Genomic DNA, 18,821 nt, shown 5'->3' on the forward strand with positions numbered 1-18,821 from the left:
CATTGCCGAAAGAGGTCTGACCTGATCCACAGTGTTAACCACAAGCGGGTGCGCCGCCAACATCAGGAGGAGAAAAGTGAGATAAGAAACACGAAAATGAAAAACGCCGCAGAGCAGCGGCGCCGAAATGTTTAACGTAGACCCAGTTGGAAAATCAGAGTTTCGGCCTGACAGCTAAAGGTAAAGTCGATATTAAGCTGCACGCCACCGGCCTCTTCCACCATGCTGGAATCGATAACGCAGGGTTCTGACTCGACCTGGCGCGCCCTTTCCGTCAGCTGCGCCAGTTTCGTTTCGGCATCGGCGCGATCTTTACACCATGCTGACCAGCTGGCCGTACAGTCTGAATTATCCATCACCGCACCAACATCAACGCAACAGCAGGCAGCCGTTTCCGTCGCGCTACATTTTTTTAAAGCATTTGTCATGATTTTCTCCTGACATCACATCATAAGGTGGGTGAGTTTTCTGCTGAAAATTTTACGCTCTGGCTTATCAACCCGCTACACACACCGCGCTAAGTGACGAATATCACAATAAAATTTGATGTGGATCAGTTTTGCTCCTGCCGCTCTGCCCATTTATTCCCGAGAAGTGTTAAGCAGATCGAATTTTCACCTATCAAATTGGAAATATTTTAAAAACAATATTGCAACATGTGTACAGGTCGGACCTATACTCTCCGCACTGGTCTGATATGTGCATTTGACATCAGTCCATACAATCCGCCGTTCTTTGTTACGCGACGTCACAACGTTAAATAATAATTCACATGAGGTTGTGGTCATGAACCATAAAAACCTGTTCGCAAAGTCAGCCGTGGCAGCTGCAGTAGCGCTTATTTCCTCTAACGTATATGCAGCCGGATTTCAGTTAAATGAATTTTCTTCCATTGGTTTAGGTCGCGCTTATTCTGGCGAAGGCGCAATGGGTGATACGGCGGCCTCAGCCAGTCGTAACCCGGCAACCATGGCACTCATGGATCGCCCTGAATTTTCAATCGGTGCGGTTTACATCGATCCTGAAGTGGATATCAGTGGCCAAAGCCCGACGGGCCGCAGCCTGGACGCGAAAAACACCGCACCGAACCAATGGATCCCTAACCTGCATTACGTCCAGCCGATCAATGACAAGTGGTGGGTAGGCGCGTCAGCGACGTCTAACTACGGCCTGGCGACAGAGTTTAACAACGGTTATACCGCGGGCGGATTCGGTGGAAAAACCGATCTGATGACCGCTAACCTGAACCTCAGTACGGCCTATCGTCTTAATGAACACTTCAGCTTCGGTGTGGGCTTTGATGCGGTTTATGCCAAAGCAAAAATTGAGCGCTACGCTGGCGAATCCTTCTCGGCACTCAGAATTCCTGCGGATACCCAGATTGCTCGTCTGAAGGGAGATGAATGGGGCTATGGCTGGAACGCCGGTATTCTTTATGAAGTCGATGAAAACAACCGTTTCGGCTTCACCTACCGCTCTGAAGTGAAAATCGATTTCGATGGGGATTACAAAAGTAATCTGCCTACTGCCCTCAATGCCTTTAACATCCCCGGTGCGCCTTTTGGCACAAGCGGTAACACCATTCCGGGGTCACTGACCCTGAACCTGCCGGAAATGTGGGAAGTTTCAGGCTGGCATAAAGTGGCACCACAGTGGGCCGTGCACTATAGCCTGGCCTACACCAGCTGGAGTCAGTTTCAGGAGCTGAAAGCAACGGGCTCAAACGGCCAGACGCTGTTCTATAAAGATGAAGGTTTCCACGATGCCTACCGCATCGCACTGGGTACCACCTACCAGTACGACAAAAACTGGACCTTCCGCAGCGGTATCGCCTTTGATGACAGCCCGGTTCCGGCTGACAAGCGTTCTATCTCTATCCCGGATCAGGACCGTTTGTGGCTGAGCGCCGGTGCCTCTTATGCGTTTAACGACGATGCATCGGTAGACGTCGGCGTGTCTTACATGCACGGTCAGAAAGTGACCGTGCAGGAAGGCTCCTATACCTTTAACTCTAGTGGTAAAGCCTGGCTGTATGGCGCAAGCTTCAACTACAAGTTCTGATGCGCGAAATGCATAAAAAAAGCGACACTGAGTGTCGCTTTTTTATTGCTCATGGGAACGTCACACGTCATTCAGTCTGGTGACAACCCTGTAACAGCTTCACGTCATCACCTCGGGCCGCTTATCAGGCCGCCCTTGCGACAGGCGGCTTCTGGCGGGTCATGATTTACTGCGAATCAATGTCTTTCAGATCGTCCTGAATCGCCGCCGCATTCGGATTTTCTTCTGGCTTCAGCTTGCCGCCGCGCGCCAGGAAGTCGTAGCGCTGGAAGTAGGCGCTACGGATAAAGGCGTAAGGATCGCGTTGCTGTTTCAGGATTGCATCCGAGTCCAGCAACTGTGCGCGCGATTCGATGCCTTCCAGCGTCCATTTACCGATGGACATGGGCCAGGTCAACCAGCCAAGCACAGGATAAAGCGTATCGACGTAATCACCGCCGTCCTGACGTATCGTGAAGCTGCCATAGGCCGGTAACTGCACATAAGGGCCATAGCCCACGCCATAGTGACCGAGCGTGGTACCAAAACGCTGCGGTCCCTGGCGCGCCAGTTCCGGATTGGCTTTACCGGCGACATCAATGAAACCGCCCAGCCCCAGCACCGTATTCAGGAAGAAACGTGTAAAGTGGATACCTGCATTGCGCGGCTCGCCGACCAGAATCGCATTTACCATACTGGCAGGTTCGCTGAGGTTGCCCAGGAAGTTGCTGAGGCCTGCGCGCGCAGGCACGGGAACATAGTCGCGCCAGGCCACTGCCACAGGGCGCAGCACGTAAGGGTCCAGCACGTTATAGTTGAAGTTAAACATTGTGCGGTTAAAACCTTCAAGCGGATCGCTACGCCCTGCAGGCGCATCGTCAGCAGGCTTTGAACTGGCACAACCAACCAGAAGCACACTGGTCAAAGCCAGGCTGGTCAGGCGGTGATCCATTTTTTTCTCCCTGTGCATATAAGTTATTTATACCCTGCTGAGTTTCAGCGGGTAGATCAGCGCAGTCCAGCAAGCATAGCTGATATCTCCCGTGCGGTTGGCAGATTCAGACATTGCCAGACGCCAGCCGGTTAAGGCTGCTGTTTATCAATCGCGACGTCAATGTGCTGATGGCCATCCCAGGGAACTATCGCGCTGACGCCAAACCAGTCGCCCGGCTCAGGATTTGCGCGGCCATTTCGTGCAATCCTGACGCGAACCTGAATCTGTTTCTGCGTTGAAAGACGTCGCTCTTGCAACATCGCATTACTGTCATCCAGCGTCAGCGACACGGGAAAATGTCCGGGCGATATGCGCTTCACCGCGACCGGTACGGGCGAGACGCCGTCAGTCACCGAAATATACATGACTCCGCCCGGCGGTAACATTTTTTCTGCCTGGGGAGAAAGCGTGACCTCGACCGTTAGTTGACTGCTTTGCTGCCCTGCATCGGTTTTGGCTTGCTCAATGCTGCGCGCAATACCCTCACGACGAGGATCGTCGGCCGGTAACACCTGCAACAGGGTTTGCCAGCTGTCTATCGCCTGCGAATACTGCTGTTGTTCAAACGCATTATAGGCCAGCAGGCTTAGGGTGCGGATATCCTGCGGATGCTGTTTAAGCAGATCCTTGAGCAGCAGCCCGGCCTGGCGGTTATCCTGAGGATCGCCCGATCGCGTCAGCACCTCAGCATAATCCTGCTGCAGGGCAAAATTATTCGGTGCCAGCTGCAACGCATGCTCGAAAGCCTGACGCGCGCCCGTGGCATTGTTGAGTACCATACCGAGGCGGCCCAGCATCGCCCAGCCACTGAGGTTATCAGGTTCGGTTTGCAGCTGGCTGCGCAAACCGAGCTGCAGGCGAGAGAGCTGCTCTTGGGTAAGTGGCCGGGCATGGGGATCCATGAGCTGGGCGCGCAGCGCCGGATACGCTTCCTGCACCTGGAGCCAGCCACTTAACTGCGTTAAGCCACCGGTTTTAAGATAGCTTGCCAGTGACACGATAACTAAAACGATCAGGCCGGGTAACAGCACCCAGCGACGGCTGCGGTGCGAGTGGGCATCCGAAGCGGGCGGAATATCGCTAAGCAGGGTTTGCTGTAACTCCTGCTCCATCACGGCGCGATCGGCAATCACGCCCTGCTCTTCGTCCAGGGTCATTTCAGCCAGCCGCTGCCGATAAAAATGCGTATTAAGGTTGTCGCGCGCTGCCGTGTGGGTTTCACGTTGACGCCAGCCTGCGGCTAAAAACAGTATGCAGGCCGCCAGCAGCAGCAGAAAAATCGTGAGTAAAAAGACAGCCATTATCGTTTCCTGTCCGACTTCAGAATCGCCGCCAGACGCTGTTGTTCCTGGTCATCAAGCTCGCTTCGGGTTTTACGCTGACGACTACGCCACACGATCACGGCACCGCCCACAATCACAAACAGCGCCGGGCCAGCCCACAGGATCAGGGTTGAGGGCGTGACAGGCGGCTGGTAACTGACGAAATTGCCATAACGCGCCACCATATAGTCGATGATTTGCTGACGGCTCTGCCCCTGCTTCATCAGTTGATAAACTTTCAACCGCATATCTGACGCAATCATCGCATTAGAGTCGGCGATGCTGTTGTTCTGGCATTTGGGACAGCGCAGCGAGGCCGTGATTTCACGGTACTGCTCCTCCTGCGCCACGGAGTCAAACGCATAGGTATCAATCGCGGCCCACAGGCTGGCACTAAACAGCAGCCCACAGAGCATCATCATCAGGGATCTCATGCGCCGCTCTCCTTCGTGTATTTATCCCACAAGGGTTTGACTTCCTGTTGCCAGACGCGCGGGTTCAGATCGCCAGCATGGCGATAGCGAATAATGCCTTTGCCATCAATCAAAAAGGTTTCAGGTGCGCCATAAACGCCGAGATCGAGGCCCAACATCCCGTTACCGTCATACAGGCTGAGCGCATAAGGATTACCCAGCGTGTTCAGCCAGGTTACTGCCTTCTGGCGATCGTCTTTGTAGTTCAACCCTACAACCCGAACGCCCTGCTCTGCCAGCTCATTAAGATAGCGATGCTCGGCGCGGCAGGTCGGACACCAGGTTGCCCAGACGTTCAGCAACAGTGGTTTACCGGTGATCAACGTTTGCTGATCATAGGTTTTGCCTGGCTTATCCAGCGCCTCCAGCCTGAACACGGGCAAGGGCTTACCAATTAAGGCCGATTCCAGCCGTGAAGGATCGTCCCCTTCCGCATTACGTGACAGCTGCCACAGCAGCGCGGCAGCCAGCAGTAAAAATAATCCCAGCGGAATAAACAGAATTTTTTTCATGTCCGCACCTCGCGATCGGCTTTCCTGCGCGAGCGATAGCGCGGGTCGAGCAAACAGAACAGCCCTCCGACGGCCATAAACAAGCCGCCAAACCAGATCCAGCGGACGAAGGGTTTGTAGTAGATACGCACCGCCCAGCTACCGTCACTGAGCTCTTCACCCAGCGCGGCGTAAAGATCACGGGTAAAGCCGCCGTCGATCGCCGCCTCTGTCATCATGGTGCGCGCGGCAGAGTAAAAGCGTTTTTCCGCATACAACACGGCTTCCGGCTTGCCCTTGTGGGAAACGTCAATTACCGCCACGCCGCCGCTGTAATTAGGGCCTTGTAAGTCCTGAACATCACGAAAAACAAAATGGTAGTGATGGATATCGACGCTGTCGCCCGCTTTCATGCGCACGTCGCGCTCAACGCTGTATTGGGTACTGAACGCAATGCCAATAACGGTGACGCCCACGCCGAGATGTCCAAGCACCATGCCCCAGTGACTGCGCGAAAGGTGACGTAATCCGGTAAAAAAACGATGACGATGAGTGGCACGCTCATGCAGCTCCATCAGGGTCAACAGGATGATCCATACCGCCATCAGTAATCCCACCACCGTCATGGCTTCAACACGATCCTGCAACCACCAGGGCAGCAGCACGGAGGCCAGCAGCGTCACGAGCAGCGCTATCAGCAGACGACGAACCAGCTTTTGTGGTTCATCGCGTCGCCAGCGCACTAACGGCCCAATACCGAGCATTAACGCCAGCGGAGCCATTAACCAGCTGAACATGGTATTAAAGAAGGGTTCGCCAACGGAAATGCTGCCCAGCCCTAACTGTTTATGCACCAGCGGTAACAGCGTGCCGAGCAGGACCACCAGCATGGCCGCGATTAGCAGCACGTTATTCCCCAGCAGAAAAGATTCTCGCGACCAGAGCTCATTTTGCACCCGACTGCGCACCTGGCCGCCTTTAATGGCATACAGCAGCAGCGAGCTGCCAATCACGATGACCAAAAATGCGAGAATAAACATGCCGCGCGCCGGATCGGAGGCGAAAGCATGTACCGAGACCAGTACGCCGGAACGGACCAGGAAGGTGCCGAGCAGGCTCAGGGAGAACGCGGTAATAGCCAGCAGCACCGTCCAGGCCTTGAAGGTGCCGCGTTTTTCCGTAACCGCCAACGAGTGCATTAAGGCGGTGCCCGCCAGCCACGGCATAAAGGAGGCGTTTTCCACCGGGTCCCAGAACCACCAGCCGCCCCAGCCCAGTTCGTAATACGCCCAGGCGGAACCGAGTACGATGCCAATGGTCAGGAATAACCAGGCGGCGGTAGTCCAGGGACGCGACCAGCGCGCCCAGGCGGTATCCAGCCGTCCCGCCATTAATGAGGCGATGGCAAAAGCAAAGGCCACGGAGAAACCGACATAGCCCATATACAGCAGTGGCGGATGAAAGATCAGGCCGATATCCTGCAACATTGGATTAAGATCTCGACCGTCTACGGGAAAATCGGGCAGCGTCCGGCTGAAGGGATTAGAGGTGAGGATGATAAACAGCAAAAAGCCCAGATTGATCATCCCCATCACTGACAACACCCGGGCCAGCGCGTCCTGCGGCATACCGCGGCTGAAGATTGCCACGGCCAGCGTCCAGCCACTCAGCAGCAGCACCCACAGCAGTAACGAGCCTTCATGCGCGCCCCAGGTGGCCGCAATGCGGTAGTAAACCGGCAGCAGTGAGTTTGAGTTGTTGACGACATAGCTCACGGTAAAATCGTTAACGATAAACGCCCAGACCAGCAGCATAAAAGCCCCCGCGACGCAGGCAAACAGGCCAACGGCAAGCGGACGTGCCATGCCCATCAGGCGGGCATCCTGGCGCCAGGCGCCCCACAGCGGATAGACGCTGAGCAGCAGCGCCAACGCTAATCCAAGACAGAGTAAGAAACTGCCCAGTTCTGGCATCATGGTGTACGTCCTGCCGGGTTATTCGCGGCCTGTTGCGCAGAGGGTGCGGGTTTCATCGCGGTGCTGATTTCGGGAGGCGTGTAGTTTTCATCATGTTTTGCCAGCACTTCTTTGGCTTTGATCAGGTTGCCGGGTTCAAGTACGCCCTGCGCGACAACGCCCTGACCTTCGCGGAACAGATCCGGTAAAATGCCGACAAAGCTCACGTTGACCACACCGCGACCATCATAAAGCTGGAAGGAAACCGCCAGCGTGTGGGGATCCCGCGTTACGCTGCCAGGCATCACGACGCCGCCCACGCGCAGGCGCTGTCCGGGCTCAGGCTTGATGTGCGCATCGCCTTTTCCCTCCAGGATTTCACCCGGCGTATAAAACAGATCGATATTGGACCGCAGCGCATACATCACCAGTGCGGTCGCCAGCCCAAGTCCGGCAAGGATCGCCACCACGACATACAGGCGATTACGACGGCGGGTATTCACTTCTCTTCTCCTGCCGTAGGGTTGGCGGTACGTTGAACGTTGGCCGCTCGCAGGCGGCGCTCCCGTGCATCACGCTGGCGAATGTCCGCCAGCAAACGTCGGTGTGACCACCTACTATGCAAGATCAGGGCGAAAAGCGGCACCAGCGTGCCTGCCACCGCCAGCCACACATAAAAGGCGTAGCCGCCCATGGCAACGAAGTCATGCCATGAGGCAAAAGCGGGCGTCATACTTTGCTCCTTGTCTTCGCCAGGGCAATTGCCCAGGGACGTTTACGTTCCGTAAGCAGGATCAGGTTACGTAAGCGCATCAGCGTTAAGGTGATAAACAACAGCAGGTCACCCAGGATGGCCCAGCGCAGCGGCGTGCGCATCGGCGGCGCGATCGCCTGTTGCAGCAACCCGGACGATCCCTGATGTAAGGTATTCCACCACTGCACAGAGAAATGAATGATGGGCAGATTGATCACCCCGACCAAAATGAGCACGCCTGCGGCCCGCCCGGCCATGCGACGATCGTCGAAGGCCTGATACAGCGCAATCACGCCCAGATATAAAAACAGCAGCACCAGTTCTGACGTCAGTCTGGCATCCCATATCCACCAGGTTCCCCACATCGGCTTGCCCCAGGCAGAACCGGTGACCAGCGCGATAAAGGTAAACACGGCACCGATTGGCGCCATCGCCGCTGACACTAAATCGGCCATTTTCATCTGCCAGACCAGCCCCGTGAACGCCGCAACGGCCATCGCGCTGTATATCCCCATCGACCACATGGCCGCCGGAACGTGGATATACATAATGCGAAAGCTGTCACCCTGCTGGTAGTCTGCCGGTGCATAGCCAAATCCCCATACCCAGGCCAGCAGCAGTACCGCCGCACTGGCCAGAGCAAACCACGGCAGCAGGCGACCGCACAACTGATAGAGCCGTTCGGGCTTAGCCAGCTGATGTAATCCTTTCCACATGTTCAATTGCTCACATTAAAATAAACGCTAATAACACGTCTGAGGCGTGCTGATTTAGTGCAGCGTAATCCGCAACGCCGCAGCGGTGGCAAAAGGCGCCAGCGTTGCACTCGCGACCAGCATTGCCCCCAGCAACGCCAGATACCCGCCAATGGCGACGCCCTGTCCTGCGGCATCAATGGCCGCACTGGCAAAAATCAAGACAGGAATCGCCAACGGCAGGACCAACAGGCTGAGCAGCACGCCACCACGACGTAATCCCACAGTCAGCCCCACCCCAATTGCGCCAAGAAAACTCAGCGTCGGTGTTCCCAGCAGCAGCGTCAGTGCCACCGCTCGCCAGCTCGGGATATCCAGGGACAGCAACAGAGCCGCCAGCGGCGAAAGCAGGATTAACGGCAAGCCGGTGACCAGCCAGTGGGCAATCACTTTGCCCAGCACCATGACCGGCAGCGGCGTGGGAGACAATAAAAGTTGCTCCAGCGTGCCGTCATTGAAGTCATCGCGAAACAGCCTTTCCAGCGCCAGCAGCGAGGAGAGCAACGCGGCAACCCAGACAATACCAGGCGCGATCCGGGCCAGTTGCTGAGGATCGGGACCGATACCCAACGGGAAAAGCGTAATCACGATCAGGAAAAACCACAGTGGATTAACCACCTCCGCACCGCGACGACAGGCGATGCGTAATTCACGTTGAATAAGACGACACAACATTACTGCCACTCCATGGCATGCAGGCGAACGGTTTTTATCTGGCCGTTCAGCCCCGGCAGCGCCTGATGACTCGTCACAATAACAGAACCGCCCTGTTGCGCGTGTTCCGCAAAGCGCCCCATTAAGGTGTCGACGCCGACAGGATCAAGAGCGGTTAAAGGTTCATCCAGAATCCACAGGGTTGCCTGGGTCAGCCACAGCCGGGCCAGCGCGATTCGCCGCTGTTGCCCTGCAGAGAGCTGAGCGGCTGGCACGTCTTCATAGCCCGCCAGTCCGACGCTGGCCAGTGCAGTAAAAATGTGCTCATCGCGGCAGTTCGGATGATAAAAGCGTAGATTTTCCAGCGCCGACAACGCCGAGGTGATCCCCGGCAGATGCCCAAGATAAAGCATGGCCTGATGCCAGACATCGCGTTGCTGATGAATCCGCTGCGACTGCCAACGCACCTCGCCGTGTTCAGGCGTGCTCAACCCGGCCAGAATCCGTAGCAGCGACGTTTTACCGGCCCCGTTTGGCCCTTCAATTTGTACGATATCACCTGCCGACACGCGAAACGTGAGCGCCTCAAAGAGCGCACGTTCATCACGCACACAAAGCAGATTCATGATTTCCAACATGGAGGGGTAAATCGCGCCAGCCAAATAAGGCGCAAATGATAGCACAATGTTGCAGTGTGCCGAAGACCGTGCGCGGCCCCCTTTCCCGCTGGGGTTGGATATTCGTGCTTTTCACGGCGTTAAGCGGACAAAAAGCGCACCACAGCAAAATGTTGTAACTTTTGTTAGCTGTTGTAGAAACAATTTCGCGGGCCAAAAAACGACTACGCTTATAACGCATTTGCACTGTTATCAGGAGAAAACATGAAGCCTTCATCAAGCACCAGTCAGGGACCTAACGACGTAGACAGCGAAGAGAAAGAACAGGGCAAAGAGGATATTGAAGTGGATGAAGACGCCCTGCCCTCTCGCGCCGCCGCTATCCATGAGGAGATTCGTCAGGACGGGGAAAAAGAGCTGGAACGTGACGGTATGGCGCTGCTGTGGTCCGCTATTGCTGCCGGGCTGTCGATGGGCGCCTCGCTGATGGCTAAGGGCATTTTTCAGGTGCATCTGGATGGCGTGCCCGGCGCGTTTTTACTGGAAAATCTTGGCTACACCTTTGGCTTTGTGATTGTGATTATGGCACGGCAGCAACTTTTCACTGAAAACACCGTGACCGCCGTCCTGCCCTTTATGCACAAACCTACTGTGAGCAATCTTGGCTTATTGCTTCGCCTGTGGGGCATTGTGCTGCTGGGTAATCTTATCGGGACAGCGTTCGCGGCCCTGGCGTTTACTGAAATGCCGATTTTTGATGAAGCCACCCGACAGGCCTTTACCGACATCAGTATGAAGGTAATGGAACATACGCCGGGCGAGATGTTTGCGAATGCGGTGATTTCAGGTTGGATCATTGCCACCATGGTCTGGATGTTCCCCTATGCCGGTGCCGCCAAGCTGTTTGTCATTGTGATGATGACCTGGCTAGTCGCGCTGGGCGATCTGGCGCATATCGTGGTGGGTTCCGTCGAAGTGCTTTACCTGGTGTTTAACGGCAGCATTCCCTGGACCGAGTTTCTCTGGCCCTTTGCTATCCCGACGCTGTTGGGCAATCTGACGGGCGGTACGTTGATTTTCGCCCTAATCAGCCATGCGCAGATTCGCAATGATATGGGCGAAGCTGCCCAGGCAAAGGCGAAAGCGGAACGACGTAAAGCGGAGAAAAAACGTCAGCAACAACAAGAAGAACGCTAAATTGCTGACAGAATGAGCAAACGCGCGGCGGTGTAGTGAATCCTGCCGCCTAACTGCGGTATACTGCGCTGGCGTCTCCTTAGTTAAATGGATATAACGAGCCCCTCCTAAGGGCTAGTTGCAGGTTCGATTCCTGCAGGGGACAATTTTCTTTCATTTCACCACGTTTCATAACATCACAAAATCCTCGATAAACTCTTTAAAATCAATGAATGAAGCCTCGAACAGGTTTCAGTTCATTTCATGACATTGCATGCTTCTGATGGTATCGTTGATGGTATTCCCGGTTCGATAAGCCGATACCATCAACTAATAGCTAAGATCACTCCTCATGGCACTTAACGAGCTATCCCCCAAAAAAGTTGAAAATGCCAAGCCCAAAGAGACAGACTACAAGCTGACCGACGGTGGCAGCCTGTATCTCTTGGTCAAAAAGAACGGGACTAAAGCATGGCGAATGAACTACAGGTACAACGGTAAGCAAGCTACGTTAGCGCTGGGCGTCTTCCCGGACGTTTCGCTAGCACTAGCACGTAAACGCAGGGATGAAGCAAGGCAACTTTTGGCTGAGGGTGTTGACCCAAGAGTTACTAAAAGAGTTGTTCCTGCGGAACCAACTTCGCCAATATTTCAAGCGATCGCTTTAGAATGGCATCAGGGCTCGATAGGCCATCCTACATGGAAAGAAATTACTCGTATAAAAATTCTGAGAGAAATGGAAAATCATGTTTTTCCATTCATCGGGGATAAACCTGTCAGTTCATTAAAAACGAGTGATCTTCTAAAGTTATTAGTCAGAATGAATGAGCAAGGTATCGGTGCTACGACAGGGAGAGTTAAGACTACTCTTGCAAGTGTTTTTCGTTACGCTATTCAGTGTGGGATCATTGAATACAATCCAACTCATGACCTTAAAGGAGCAATTACTAGTCCTAAAACTAAACATCGCCCTGCTCTACCTTTAGAAAAATTACCTGAATTAATTTCTAAAGTTGAAAACTACACAGGAAGACCACTAACTAAGCTGGCGGTCTTATTTTCTCTTCATACCTTTGTTCGCTCAAGCGAATTAAGGCACGCAAGATGGAACGAAATTGATTTCGAAAATGCAATGTGGACCATTCCTGCGCAAAGAGAATTAATAGATGGGGTAAAATATTCAGAGCGCGGAGCTAAAATGGGTAGCATTCATTTTGTGCCATTGTCTAATGAGGCCATTAAAATCCTTAAAGAAATTAAAAAAATAAGCTATGAATATAACCTCATTTTTCCAGGGGATAGTAACCCTTATAAACCTATGAGTGAAAATACGGTTAACAAATCATTAAGAACGATTGGTTATGATACAAAAGTAGATATATGTCTTCATGGATTTAGAGCAATGGCATGCTCAGCTCTTACAGAGTCGGGTCTGTGGTCAAAGGAAGCAGTAGAACGTCAGATGAGTCATCAAGAACGGAATGAAGTTCGAGCTGCCTACATTCACTTAGCTCAACACATGCACGAAAGGCGTAAGATGATGCAATGGTGGTCCAGTTATATTCAAGCTAACAAAGACGGCTACGTTGCTCCTTATGATATGGTAAAAAATAAATCTATTGATGCTTAAAAACGCACGCAAGAAAATTTCCATTAATCTCGAAACGATGAAATTCCTACACAGGTGAATTTATGAGTGACCATATAAAAATTAACGTTTGGGAAAGAAATAATATACCTGCCCTTGAGTTTTGCTCTTTAAGAAGATCTGCTGAATTACTTAACTGCAAAATTGATGATCTTATCCATTTCGCACAGATAGGAATTATAGAATTTTGTTTAGAGCTTAATGGTTTTGAAGCTGCACTACTCATGATGCGTAAAGGTGGAGATTTTAAAGATTGGGAAAATAAGTATCCTCCTAGCGTGTTAAATTACAATAATAAGTCAGCACTAAGTTACTTTATACCTAAAGCAGCCTTTGACTCCGACCCAATTGATGGGGAATCGCACGTCCCACCAAAACAAATATATCACAACGAAAATAAACCGAATATTAAAAGTCCAATGCTCTTACTATCAGGTTTATGGTCGATATGCATACTCGGCCCTACATCATCGTTATATAAAGAATTAAAGGTGCGTGGTGAAGCCAAACTTCTTGCACATGATATTGCTTTCAAAGAAGCTAACATGCCTTTTACTAATGCTGCATTTGGTAGTAATGAGTGGGTAATACTAGCAATGTCTCCTTTCGAAGGTTTGTCATCCATGAAAGGAGTATTATCACCATCCAAACAAGAATTAATTGGCACTTTAAAAATAGATGATATTTATCTAACCAGATACCAAATAGAAAAGTTAGATAATGGAATGGGTAAAGAGTTACCCAGCTATGTTAATGGAGGTGTGTCTAATATAGAAGGCATTCGAAGAATACACGGTAATGTCGAAGTATCTGCGACAAAGAGAGAAGCCGTTTATAAAGCAGCTATTTATTGGTTACTGAATGATCCGGAATCTTGCAATGGAAAGCGTGGCAAGCTGACTATTGATGCTTGGGCAGATAAAATCGTCTCTGAAAGGAACAACCCCAGAACAAGAGTTGAACTTGGAAAAGACAAGATAAAAGAATGCCTTAGCTCATCTAAAGCAGGAAAGTTTTGAGTGGCAATATTTTATCCCAACATAAAAACAAAATTGTGCCACTGATAATTTAGCTTTCACATTGCGATTATCTGCCTTGTTAATTACATAACATGGCAGATAATTTCATGACTTTAAAAACATATCCTACTACCGGACATGCCCGCCCTCGCGCCACTGCTGAGTTTTTGCAAATTAGCACGGTCACTCTCTGGCGATGGCAAAAACATAACCCCGCCTTTCCTAAATCCAAACGTATTTCACCACGGGTATCTGTTTACGATGCCCAAGAAATTAGGCAATGGGTCAAAGATCAATCTTCTGGTGTGAGGGAGAATCGATGAAGAAATCAAAAAATAAGGGAGAAAAAATCTCCCTCTTAGTTAATCAATTTTTTGATACTAAACCTCGATTTTGTAGTTCTTTCCGCAGAACACGCTTGATCCATGCCGCCAATGATTCATCACCATCCTGCTGCTGTGCCTGTTCCATAAGTTCACGTAATTCAGGATCAAGCCGGAACTGGAATGGAGGATTTCCCCGCCTTTCATTTTTGTGTGTTGACACGTTAATTACACCCGTTGTAATGTGTTTGTGTGTAATGACACATTACACACAGGAGACTGAAATAGCAACGCCCCGGGATGTTTGCAGCATCGCCGAGGCGTCTGACCAAAACGTTATACGAGGTAACGAAGATGGCTAAACAAAAGTTTACTTGGATATTCTGCGCAAGCAACAGTCAGGCCGCAGCACACATTCAACTTTTAAGCACTTCCCGTCGCTGCATCGGAGGTCGTTATGCCTGATTATCCTCATCATGGTGAACGCTGGCAGCATTTGCAGGGCTGGACGGTAACGGTGATGCGTCTTTCCGCTGCGCCCTTCTCCGTTGCGTGTGCTAACCCTGAATTCAGCCACGAGGTGCTCTACCGCTATGACAGTGACGGGCAGGTCACCTCGGCCCCGCTGACGTGGTTTCTGGAGAGCTACACCTTCAAAGCGGCATCGCCGCGCAGTGTTATGTCTGCTGACGGCGGGCATGACGGGTTCAGCCCGCTTGATCTGCATCCCTCGGTAACGTTCAGCCGCTGGCGGGAACCGGTGATGCGCCAGCCCGCTGAGCCGGACGACGGCCACTACTCAAACTACCTCTGACACGCAGCCAGCTTTAACGGAGTAAACCATGAATATTTCAAACGGGCACAACGGTGCTCAGGGCATCCCCTTGCCTGAATCCGGCGTTTTCAGCGCCTTTGAATACGGCCTTCCTGCCGATGCCTTCGAGAAGCTCAACCGGGCCATGCACGCCTGCGATCTGCTCCAGCTGCTGCTGTCAGAGCATCCCGGCGATGCGGGTTCGGTGGCGGGCCACACCGTTCCCGGCATGGCGGCGGTGATGGAGTACCTGCGCGCCGACCTGACCGACGTCACGCGCTGCTGCGCGCTCATCGGGGAGGCTCACGCATGAAAAAGCCACAGGTTTCCGTTTTTCCGGCGGAGCTGACGACCGCCCTTTACCGCCGCGCCATTGCCTCCGCCTGGCGGGCAAAGCATCTGGCCGACACCGGCAGCGAAATGCGCGGCCCGCACCGCATGACGGTGGAGCGCATCGAGATGGCCATCGCCCTGCATCTGGAGGGCACGATGGTGAACGAGTACGGCGAGGCACAGGGCGCGGCGGCGGCGCTGGCGCTGCTCACCGACATGGTGGAGCCGACGCTCCTGACCGCCCCGCCGGTGCTTACGGCGCGCGGGTGTGAGGTGATGGCCGGGCTGTACGCCACGCTTCCGGCGGCGTTTGAATCCTTCTGCGACACCGGCGCGTCGCTGTACCGGCATTAAGGGGGCGTTATGACTGTACAGTCAGTATCACACATCACGACGGCGGCGCGCGGCCGCTGGCCGGTGATTTTTCAGCAGCTCGGCATCAGCGTGCCGGACGGCGGCAGGCACGGCCCCTGCCCTGAATGCGGCGGTAAAGACCGGTTTCGCATGGATGACCTTGAGGGGCGCGGGACATGGATTTGCAGCCAGTGCGGCCGGGGTGACGGGCTTGACCTGGTGAAGCTGGTCAAAGACAAAGGCGTGAAGGCGGCCGCGCTGGCGGTGGCAGAGGTGCTGGACTTGCGCGACGTACAGGCCGTGCCGGTTAAGCCTGCCAGAGAAAAGGCCCCGAAACGCGACATGGCGCCGGTCGTTGACGCGCTGGTGAAGGCCGGTCGCAGCGGTGAAAGCGCCTATCTTGCAGGCAAAGGCTTTGCCGGTTATCCGGCCTGCCTCACCGGCAGCGCACAGCGCATCAGCGGCACGGCCTTCCCGGCGGATTCCCTGCTGCTGCCGCTGACCACAGCAGACGGCGCGGTGACCGGCGCGCAGCTGATTGCCCCCACGGGGGAGAAAAGCCTGCTGCCGGGCAGCGTCATGAAGGGCGCATTCGTGGCGCTCAGCCCCCTGCCGTCAGAGCCGCCGGTGCAGGCGGTCATCACGGAGGGCTACGCCACGGCGCTGACGGTGAGCCAGCTGACCGCCGGTTGCGTGGTGGCGGCCGTCTCGGCGGGCAACCTGCCGAACGTGGCGCAGGCGCTGCGGGCGCGCTGGCCGGAGGTGAAAATCGTCATTGCCGGTGACAACGACTTTCAGGATGGCGGCGAAAACCCCGGTAAGGCGTTCGCAGAAAAGGCGGCCAGAGCGGTCAGCGGCTGGGTGAGCCTGCCGCCGGGCGAAATAAAGGCAGACTGGAACGACTTTCACCGTGAGCACGGCGTGACCCGCGCCCGTGAAGCCTTCCGTAACGGTCTGGTGCTGTGCGGTGAGGGCCGCACGCAGCTGCCGCACGGGTTCCGGCTGACGCAGGAGTATCTGTGGTACGAAAAGCAGGTGCAGCGCAACGGCGAAACCGAAATCCAGAACGTGAAAATCTGCAACCCGCTGCGCGTCACGGCCATCACCTGCGACGCCGACGGCGGCAACTTCGGCCGCCTGCTGGAGTGGGAGGACACCTGGGGCGAGCGCAGGCGGTGGGCAATGCCGATGGAGATGCTGAGCGGCAGCGGTGAGGAGCTGCGCCGCGTGCTGCTGGTCAACGGCCTGTCGTACATCAGCACCACCGGCGAGGCCCGCGCGCGCCTGATGGAGTACATCTCGCTGTGCAAGCCGGAGCGCCGCGTGACCTGCGTGAGCCGCACCGGCTGGCACGGGCAGGTTTACGTCCTCCAGGACGAGGTGAGCGGCGACGGCGCGGACGGCGTCATTCTCCAGACCACCTCCGTGCAGGGCCGCGACTTCCGCGTGTCCGGCAGTGTGGAGGAGTGGCGCGAGCACGTGGCGCGCTTCTGCACCGGCAATTCCCGCGTGGCGTTTGCGGTCAGCCTGGCCTTTGCCGCCCCGCTGCTGCGGCTGGTCGGGATGGACGGCGGCGGCTACCACCTCAAGGGTGAATCCACGGACGGCAAGACCACCACCATGAAGGCGGCCACCTCGGTGTGCGGCGGGCCGGACTACTGGCAGACGTGGCGCGCCACCGGCAACGCGCTGGAGGGCTGCGCCAGCCGCCGCAACGACGCCGCCATGATGCTCGACGAAATCCGCGAGGTCGACGGCCGCGAGGCGGGCAACATCGCCTACATGCTGGCAAACGGCCAGGGCAAGGGCCGCGCCGGAACGGACGGGGAGCTGCGCACCCGGAAACAGTGGCGGCTGCTGTTTTTCTCCACCGGCGAGCTGTCGCTGACCGAGCACGCCGCAAAGGCGGGTGAGCGCACGTTTGCCGGGATGGAGGTGAGGATGATCCAGATACCCAGCGACTCCGGGAAGTTTGGCGTGTTTGAGGAGCTGCACGGCTTCGACAGCGGAAAGGCGCTGGCCGAACACCTGGAGTGGGCGACGTCCAGCTACTACGGCGCGCCGTTCCGCGAGTGGCTCAGGGCGCTGACCGCCGACCTCAGCGGGCTGACGGCGCAGGCCAAGGCGCTGATGAAGGAGTACACCGCCGCCCTGACGCCGCAGGATGCGGGCAATCAGGTGGGCCGCGCGGTCAACCGCTTTGCCCTGGTGGCGATGGCGGGCGAGCTGGCAACCCGGCTCGGCATCACCGGCTGGCAGGAGGGGGAAGCGCTGCGGGCAACCCGCGTGTGCCTGAATGCCTGGCTGAAAGACCGCGGCCACACGGCCAACCAGGAGGACATCGCGGCGCTGGAGCAGGTGCGCAGCTTCTTCACAGCCAATCAGTACAGCCGCTTTGCCGACTGGCACGACGAGCGCAACCGCCCCGGCAACATGGTGGGCTGGCGCAGGGTGGAAAAAGGCAACACCGCGCAGGGCACCGAGGCGGCCACGACGTTTTACGTCATGCCGTCCGGGTGGAAGGAAATCTGCCGGGGGTTTGACCCGCGCAAGGTGGCGCGACTGTGCGCCGACCGGGGCTACCTGATGGCCTCCGCCGACGGCAAGCTGCAGACCAGCATCCGCCCGCCAGAGATGAACGTGCGCAGGCTGTACGTCTTCAACAGCGAGGTGCCGGGCTGATGCAGACGCCTTTGCGTGAGTCTTATTTTTAAAGGGTAACAGGTGTAACGGGTGTAACAGCCGCATGCAGTAAGGCGTCAGCCTGTTACACCTCTTTCTCATGTGAGGTGTAACAGGTGTAACGCACCCGCCTGCACTGTTACACCGTGTTACCCGTCGTGTTACACCGGAAGAATAAGAAAAAGTGCTTTTAATTCATCGCTGTAACACCTGTTACCCGTGTTACACCGCAGACAGAAGGTAAGTCAGCCAGCCGCCCTTTTCTGGCAGGCGTTGTGTCAGGCACGGCACACGGCCCGCACATGGCTCACCTGTGCCAGCTCCGGCACAATTGACTTACTGAAAACGACCACACAGGAAGCCGACATGACCGACACCGCTTTATCCCTTCCCGCCGCCACGCAGGCCGCGCTTGAT

At 55.0% G+C, this 18,821-nt stretch carries 21 protein-coding genes and 1 tRNA gene; 10 read left to right on the forward strand and 12 right to left on the reverse strand.

Annotated elements, in window-relative coordinates:
- Positions 1 to 131 precede the first annotated feature (131 nt).
- On the reverse strand, positions 132 to 428 hold the full coding sequence (locus tag DFO57_RS14455; RefSeq protein WP_110015452.1) for a YfcZ/YiiS family protein: 297 nt from the start codon (positions 426 to 428) through the stop codon (positions 132 to 134).
- A gap of 358 nt (positions 429 to 786) precedes the next feature.
- On the opposite strand from DFO57_RS14455, the gene fadL reads away from it, so the two are divergent.
- A complete protein-coding gene (gene fadL / locus DFO57_RS14460) occupies positions 787 to 2,061 on the forward strand; it encodes a long-chain fatty acid transporter FadL (RefSeq protein WP_110015453.1) in 1,275 nt (424 codons plus the stop codon).
- A gap of 166 nt (positions 2,062 to 2,227) precedes the next feature.
- Here fadL and mlaA read toward each other — a convergent pair whose 3' ends face one another.
- The 10 genes from mlaA to ccmA all read right to left on the reverse strand — a co-directional run bounded on the left by mlaA (position 2,228) and on the right by ccmA (position 10,076).
- Positions 2,228 to 2,992, reverse strand: a complete 765-nt coding sequence (mlaA, locus tag DFO57_RS14465; protein WP_014605347.1) for a phospholipid-binding lipoprotein MlaA — start codon at positions 2,990 to 2,992, stop codon at positions 2,228 to 2,230.
- Between the two features lie 131 nt (positions 2,993 to 3,123).
- Complete coding sequence (gene ccmI, locus DFO57_RS14470) at positions 3,124 to 4,335, reverse strand: c-type cytochrome biogenesis protein CcmI (RefSeq protein ID WP_072138906.1); 1,212 nt, start codon at positions 4,333 to 4,335, stop codon at positions 3,124 to 3,126.
- Positions 4,335 to 4,790, reverse strand: coding sequence for a cytochrome c-type biogenesis protein (locus DFO57_RS14475; RefSeq protein ID WP_028715423.1), 456 nt, complete (start codon positions 4,788 to 4,790; stop codon positions 4,335 to 4,337). Before DFO57_RS14475 ends, ccmI begins: the two co-directional genes overlap by 1 nt.
- Positions 4,787 to 5,341, reverse strand: a complete 555-nt coding sequence (locus DFO57_RS14480; protein WP_013026577.1) for a DsbE family thiol:disulfide interchange protein — start codon at positions 5,339 to 5,341, stop codon at positions 4,787 to 4,789. The genes DFO57_RS14475 and DFO57_RS14480 overlap by 4 nt, the downstream gene beginning before the upstream one ends.
- Positions 5,338 to 7,296 carry a heme lyase CcmF/NrfE family subunit gene (locus DFO57_RS14485; RefSeq protein WP_110015454.1) on the reverse strand — a complete coding sequence of 653 codons (1,959 nt, stop codon included), beginning with the start codon at positions 7,294 to 7,296 and terminating at the stop codon, positions 5,338 to 5,340. The genes DFO57_RS14480 and DFO57_RS14485 overlap by 4 nt, the downstream gene beginning before the upstream one ends.
- Positions 7,293 to 7,778 carry a cytochrome c maturation protein CcmE gene (ccmE, locus tag DFO57_RS14490; protein WP_014605342.1) on the reverse strand — a complete coding sequence of 162 codons (486 nt, stop codon included), beginning with the start codon at positions 7,776 to 7,778 and terminating at the stop codon, positions 7,293 to 7,295. The genes DFO57_RS14485 and ccmE overlap by 4 nt, the downstream gene beginning before the upstream one ends.
- Positions 7,775 to 8,008, reverse strand: a complete 234-nt coding sequence (ccmD, locus tag DFO57_RS14495) for a heme exporter protein CcmD (protein ID WP_013026580.1) — start codon at positions 8,006 to 8,008, stop codon at positions 7,775 to 7,777. The genes ccmE and ccmD overlap by 4 nt, the downstream gene beginning before the upstream one ends.
- Complete coding sequence (locus DFO57_RS14500) at positions 8,005 to 8,745, reverse strand: heme ABC transporter permease (protein ID WP_014594213.1); 741 nt, start codon at positions 8,743 to 8,745, stop codon at positions 8,005 to 8,007. The genes ccmD and DFO57_RS14500 overlap by 4 nt, the downstream gene beginning before the upstream one ends.
- Positions 8,746 to 8,799: 54 nt before the next feature.
- A complete protein-coding gene (ccmB, locus tag DFO57_RS14505; RefSeq protein WP_014594214.1) occupies positions 8,800 to 9,459 on the reverse strand; it encodes a heme exporter protein CcmB in 660 nt (219 codons plus the stop codon).
- Positions 9,459 to 10,076, reverse strand: a complete 618-nt coding sequence (gene ccmA, locus DFO57_RS14510) for a cytochrome c biogenesis heme-transporting ATPase CcmA (protein WP_072137021.1) — start codon at positions 10,074 to 10,076, stop codon at positions 9,459 to 9,461. The genes ccmB and ccmA overlap by 1 nt, the downstream gene beginning before the upstream one ends.
- Before the next feature lie 243 nt (positions 10,077 to 10,319).
- On the opposite strand from ccmA, the gene DFO57_RS14515 reads away from it, so the two are divergent.
- The 5 genes from DFO57_RS14515 (at position 10,320) to DFO57_RS14535 (ending at position 14,221) form a co-directional block, all read left to right on the forward strand.
- Positions 10,320 to 11,252, forward strand: coding sequence for a formate/nitrite transporter family protein (locus DFO57_RS14515; RefSeq protein WP_014594216.1), 933 nt, complete (start codon positions 10,320 to 10,322; stop codon positions 11,250 to 11,252).
- Between the two features lie 73 nt (positions 11,253 to 11,325).
- Positions 11,326 to 11,397 (forward strand) — tRNA-Arg (locus DFO57_RS14520).
- A 186-nt stretch (positions 11,398 to 11,583) separates the two neighbouring features.
- Positions 11,584 to 12,861: an integrase arm-type DNA-binding domain-containing protein gene (locus DFO57_RS14525; protein ID WP_110015455.1), complete on the forward strand. Its 1,278-nt coding sequence runs from the start codon at positions 11,584 to 11,586 to the stop codon at positions 12,859 to 12,861.
- 62 nt (positions 12,862 to 12,923) lie between these two features.
- On the forward strand, positions 12,924 to 13,898 hold the full coding sequence (locus tag DFO57_RS14530; protein ID WP_110015456.1) for a hypothetical protein: 975 nt from the start codon (positions 12,924 to 12,926) through the stop codon (positions 13,896 to 13,898).
- Positions 13,899 to 14,005: 107 nt separating this feature from the next.
- Positions 14,006 to 14,221, forward strand: a complete 216-nt coding sequence (locus DFO57_RS14535) for an AlpA family transcriptional regulator (protein ID WP_110015457.1) — start codon at positions 14,006 to 14,008, stop codon at positions 14,219 to 14,221.
- A gap of 43 nt (positions 14,222 to 14,264) precedes the next feature.
- Here the strand turns inward: DFO57_RS14535 and DFO57_RS14540 are convergent, their stop codons facing one another.
- Complete coding sequence (locus DFO57_RS14540; protein WP_072209533.1) at positions 14,265 to 14,444, reverse strand: hypothetical protein; 180 nt, start codon at positions 14,442 to 14,444, stop codon at positions 14,265 to 14,267.
- Between the two features lie 234 nt (positions 14,445 to 14,678).
- On the opposite strand from DFO57_RS14540, the gene DFO57_RS14550 reads away from it, so the two are divergent.
- Genes DFO57_RS14550 through DFO57_RS14565 form a run of 4 tightly spaced genes read left to right on the forward strand, consistent with a single transcriptional unit; the run spans position 14,679 to position 18,404 of the window.
- Positions 14,679 to 15,035, forward strand: a complete 357-nt coding sequence (locus DFO57_RS14550; protein ID WP_110015458.1) for a hypothetical protein — start codon at positions 14,679 to 14,681, stop codon at positions 15,033 to 15,035.
- 28 nt (positions 15,036 to 15,063) lie between these two features.
- Complete coding sequence (locus DFO57_RS14555; RefSeq protein ID WP_072404073.1) at positions 15,064 to 15,348, forward strand: hypothetical protein; 285 nt, start codon at positions 15,064 to 15,066, stop codon at positions 15,346 to 15,348.
- Entirely contained in the window at positions 15,345 to 15,722 is a 378-nt protein-coding gene (locus DFO57_RS14560; protein ID WP_013027753.1) for a DUF5375 family protein, read from the forward strand. Before DFO57_RS14555 ends, DFO57_RS14560 begins: the two co-directional genes overlap by 4 nt.
- Before the next feature lie 9 nt (positions 15,723 to 15,731).
- Complete coding sequence (locus DFO57_RS14565; protein WP_110015459.1) at positions 15,732 to 18,404, forward strand: TOPRIM and DUF927 domain-containing protein; 2,673 nt, start codon at positions 15,732 to 15,734, stop codon at positions 18,402 to 18,404.
- Positions 18,405 to 18,821 lie beyond the last annotated feature (417 nt).

This window comes from Pantoea sp. AG702 (assembly GCF_003182295.1).
Lineage (GTDB): Bacteria > Pseudomonadota > Gammaproteobacteria > Enterobacterales > Enterobacteriaceae > Pantoea > Pantoea ananatis.

Bases quoted from the DNA above. Each gene is read 5' to 3' on its own strand.
- DFO57_RS14565 (WP_110015459.1), top strand. From the start codon at position 15,732: ATGACTGTACAGTCAGTATCACACATCACGACGGCGGCGCGCGGCCGC.
- DFO57_RS14560 (WP_013027753.1), top strand. From the start codon at position 15,345: ATGAAAAAGCCACAGGTTTCCGTTTTTCCGGCGGAGCTGACGACCGCC.
- fadL (WP_110015453.1), top strand. From the start codon at position 787: ATGAACCATAAAAACCTGTTCGCAAAGTCAGCCGTGGCAGCTGCAGTA.
- DFO57_RS14530 (WP_110015456.1), top strand. From the start codon at position 12,924: ATGAGTGACCATATAAAAATTAACGTTTGGGAAAGAAATAATATACCT.
- ccmI (WP_072138906.1), bottom strand. From the start codon at position 4,335: ATGGCTGTCTTTTTACTCACGATTTTTCTGCTGCTGCTGGCGGCCTGC.
- DFO57_RS14480 (WP_013026577.1), bottom strand. From the start codon at position 5,341: ATGAAAAAAATTCTGTTTATTCCGCTGGGATTATTTTTACTGCTGGCT.
- DFO57_RS14550 (WP_110015458.1), top strand. From the start codon at position 14,679: ATGCCTGATTATCCTCATCATGGTGAACGCTGGCAGCATTTGCAGGGC.
- DFO57_RS14515 (WP_014594216.1), top strand. From the start codon at position 10,320: ATGAAGCCTTCATCAAGCACCAGTCAGGGACCTAACGACGTAGACAGC.
- ccmA (WP_072137021.1), bottom strand. From the start codon at position 10,076: ATGTTGGAAATCATGAATCTGCTTTGTGTGCGTGATGAACGTGCGCTC.
- ccmB (WP_014594214.1), bottom strand. From the start codon at position 9,459: ATGTTGTGTCGTCTTATTCAACGTGAATTACGCATCGCCTGTCGTCGC.
- DFO57_RS14455 (WP_110015452.1), bottom strand. From the start codon at position 428: ATGACAAATGCTTTAAAAAAATGTAGCGCGACGGAAACGGCTGCCTGC.
- DFO57_RS14555 (WP_072404073.1), top strand. From the start codon at position 15,064: ATGAATATTTCAAACGGGCACAACGGTGCTCAGGGCATCCCCTTGCCT.
- DFO57_RS14475 (WP_028715423.1), bottom strand. From the start codon at position 4,790: ATGAGATCCCTGATGATGATGCTCTGTGGGCTGCTGTTTAGTGCCAGC.
- mlaA (WP_014605347.1), bottom strand. From the start codon at position 2,992: ATGGATCACCGCCTGACCAGCCTGGCTTTGACCAGTGTGCTTCTGGTT.
- DFO57_RS14500 (WP_014594213.1), bottom strand. From the start codon at position 8,745: ATGTGGAAAGGATTACATCAGCTGGCTAAGCCCGAACGGCTCTATCAG.
- DFO57_RS14525 (WP_110015455.1), top strand. From the start codon at position 11,584: ATGGCACTTAACGAGCTATCCCCCAAAAAAGTTGAAAATGCCAAGCCC.
- ccmD (WP_013026580.1), bottom strand. From the start codon at position 8,008: ATGACGCCCGCTTTTGCCTCATGGCATGACTTCGTTGCCATGGGCGGC.
- DFO57_RS14485 (WP_110015454.1), bottom strand. From the start codon at position 7,296: ATGATGCCAGAACTGGGCAGTTTCTTACTCTGTCTTGGATTAGCGTTG.
- DFO57_RS14535 (WP_110015457.1), top strand. From the start codon at position 14,006: ATGACTTTAAAAACATATCCTACTACCGGACATGCCCGCCCTCGCGCC.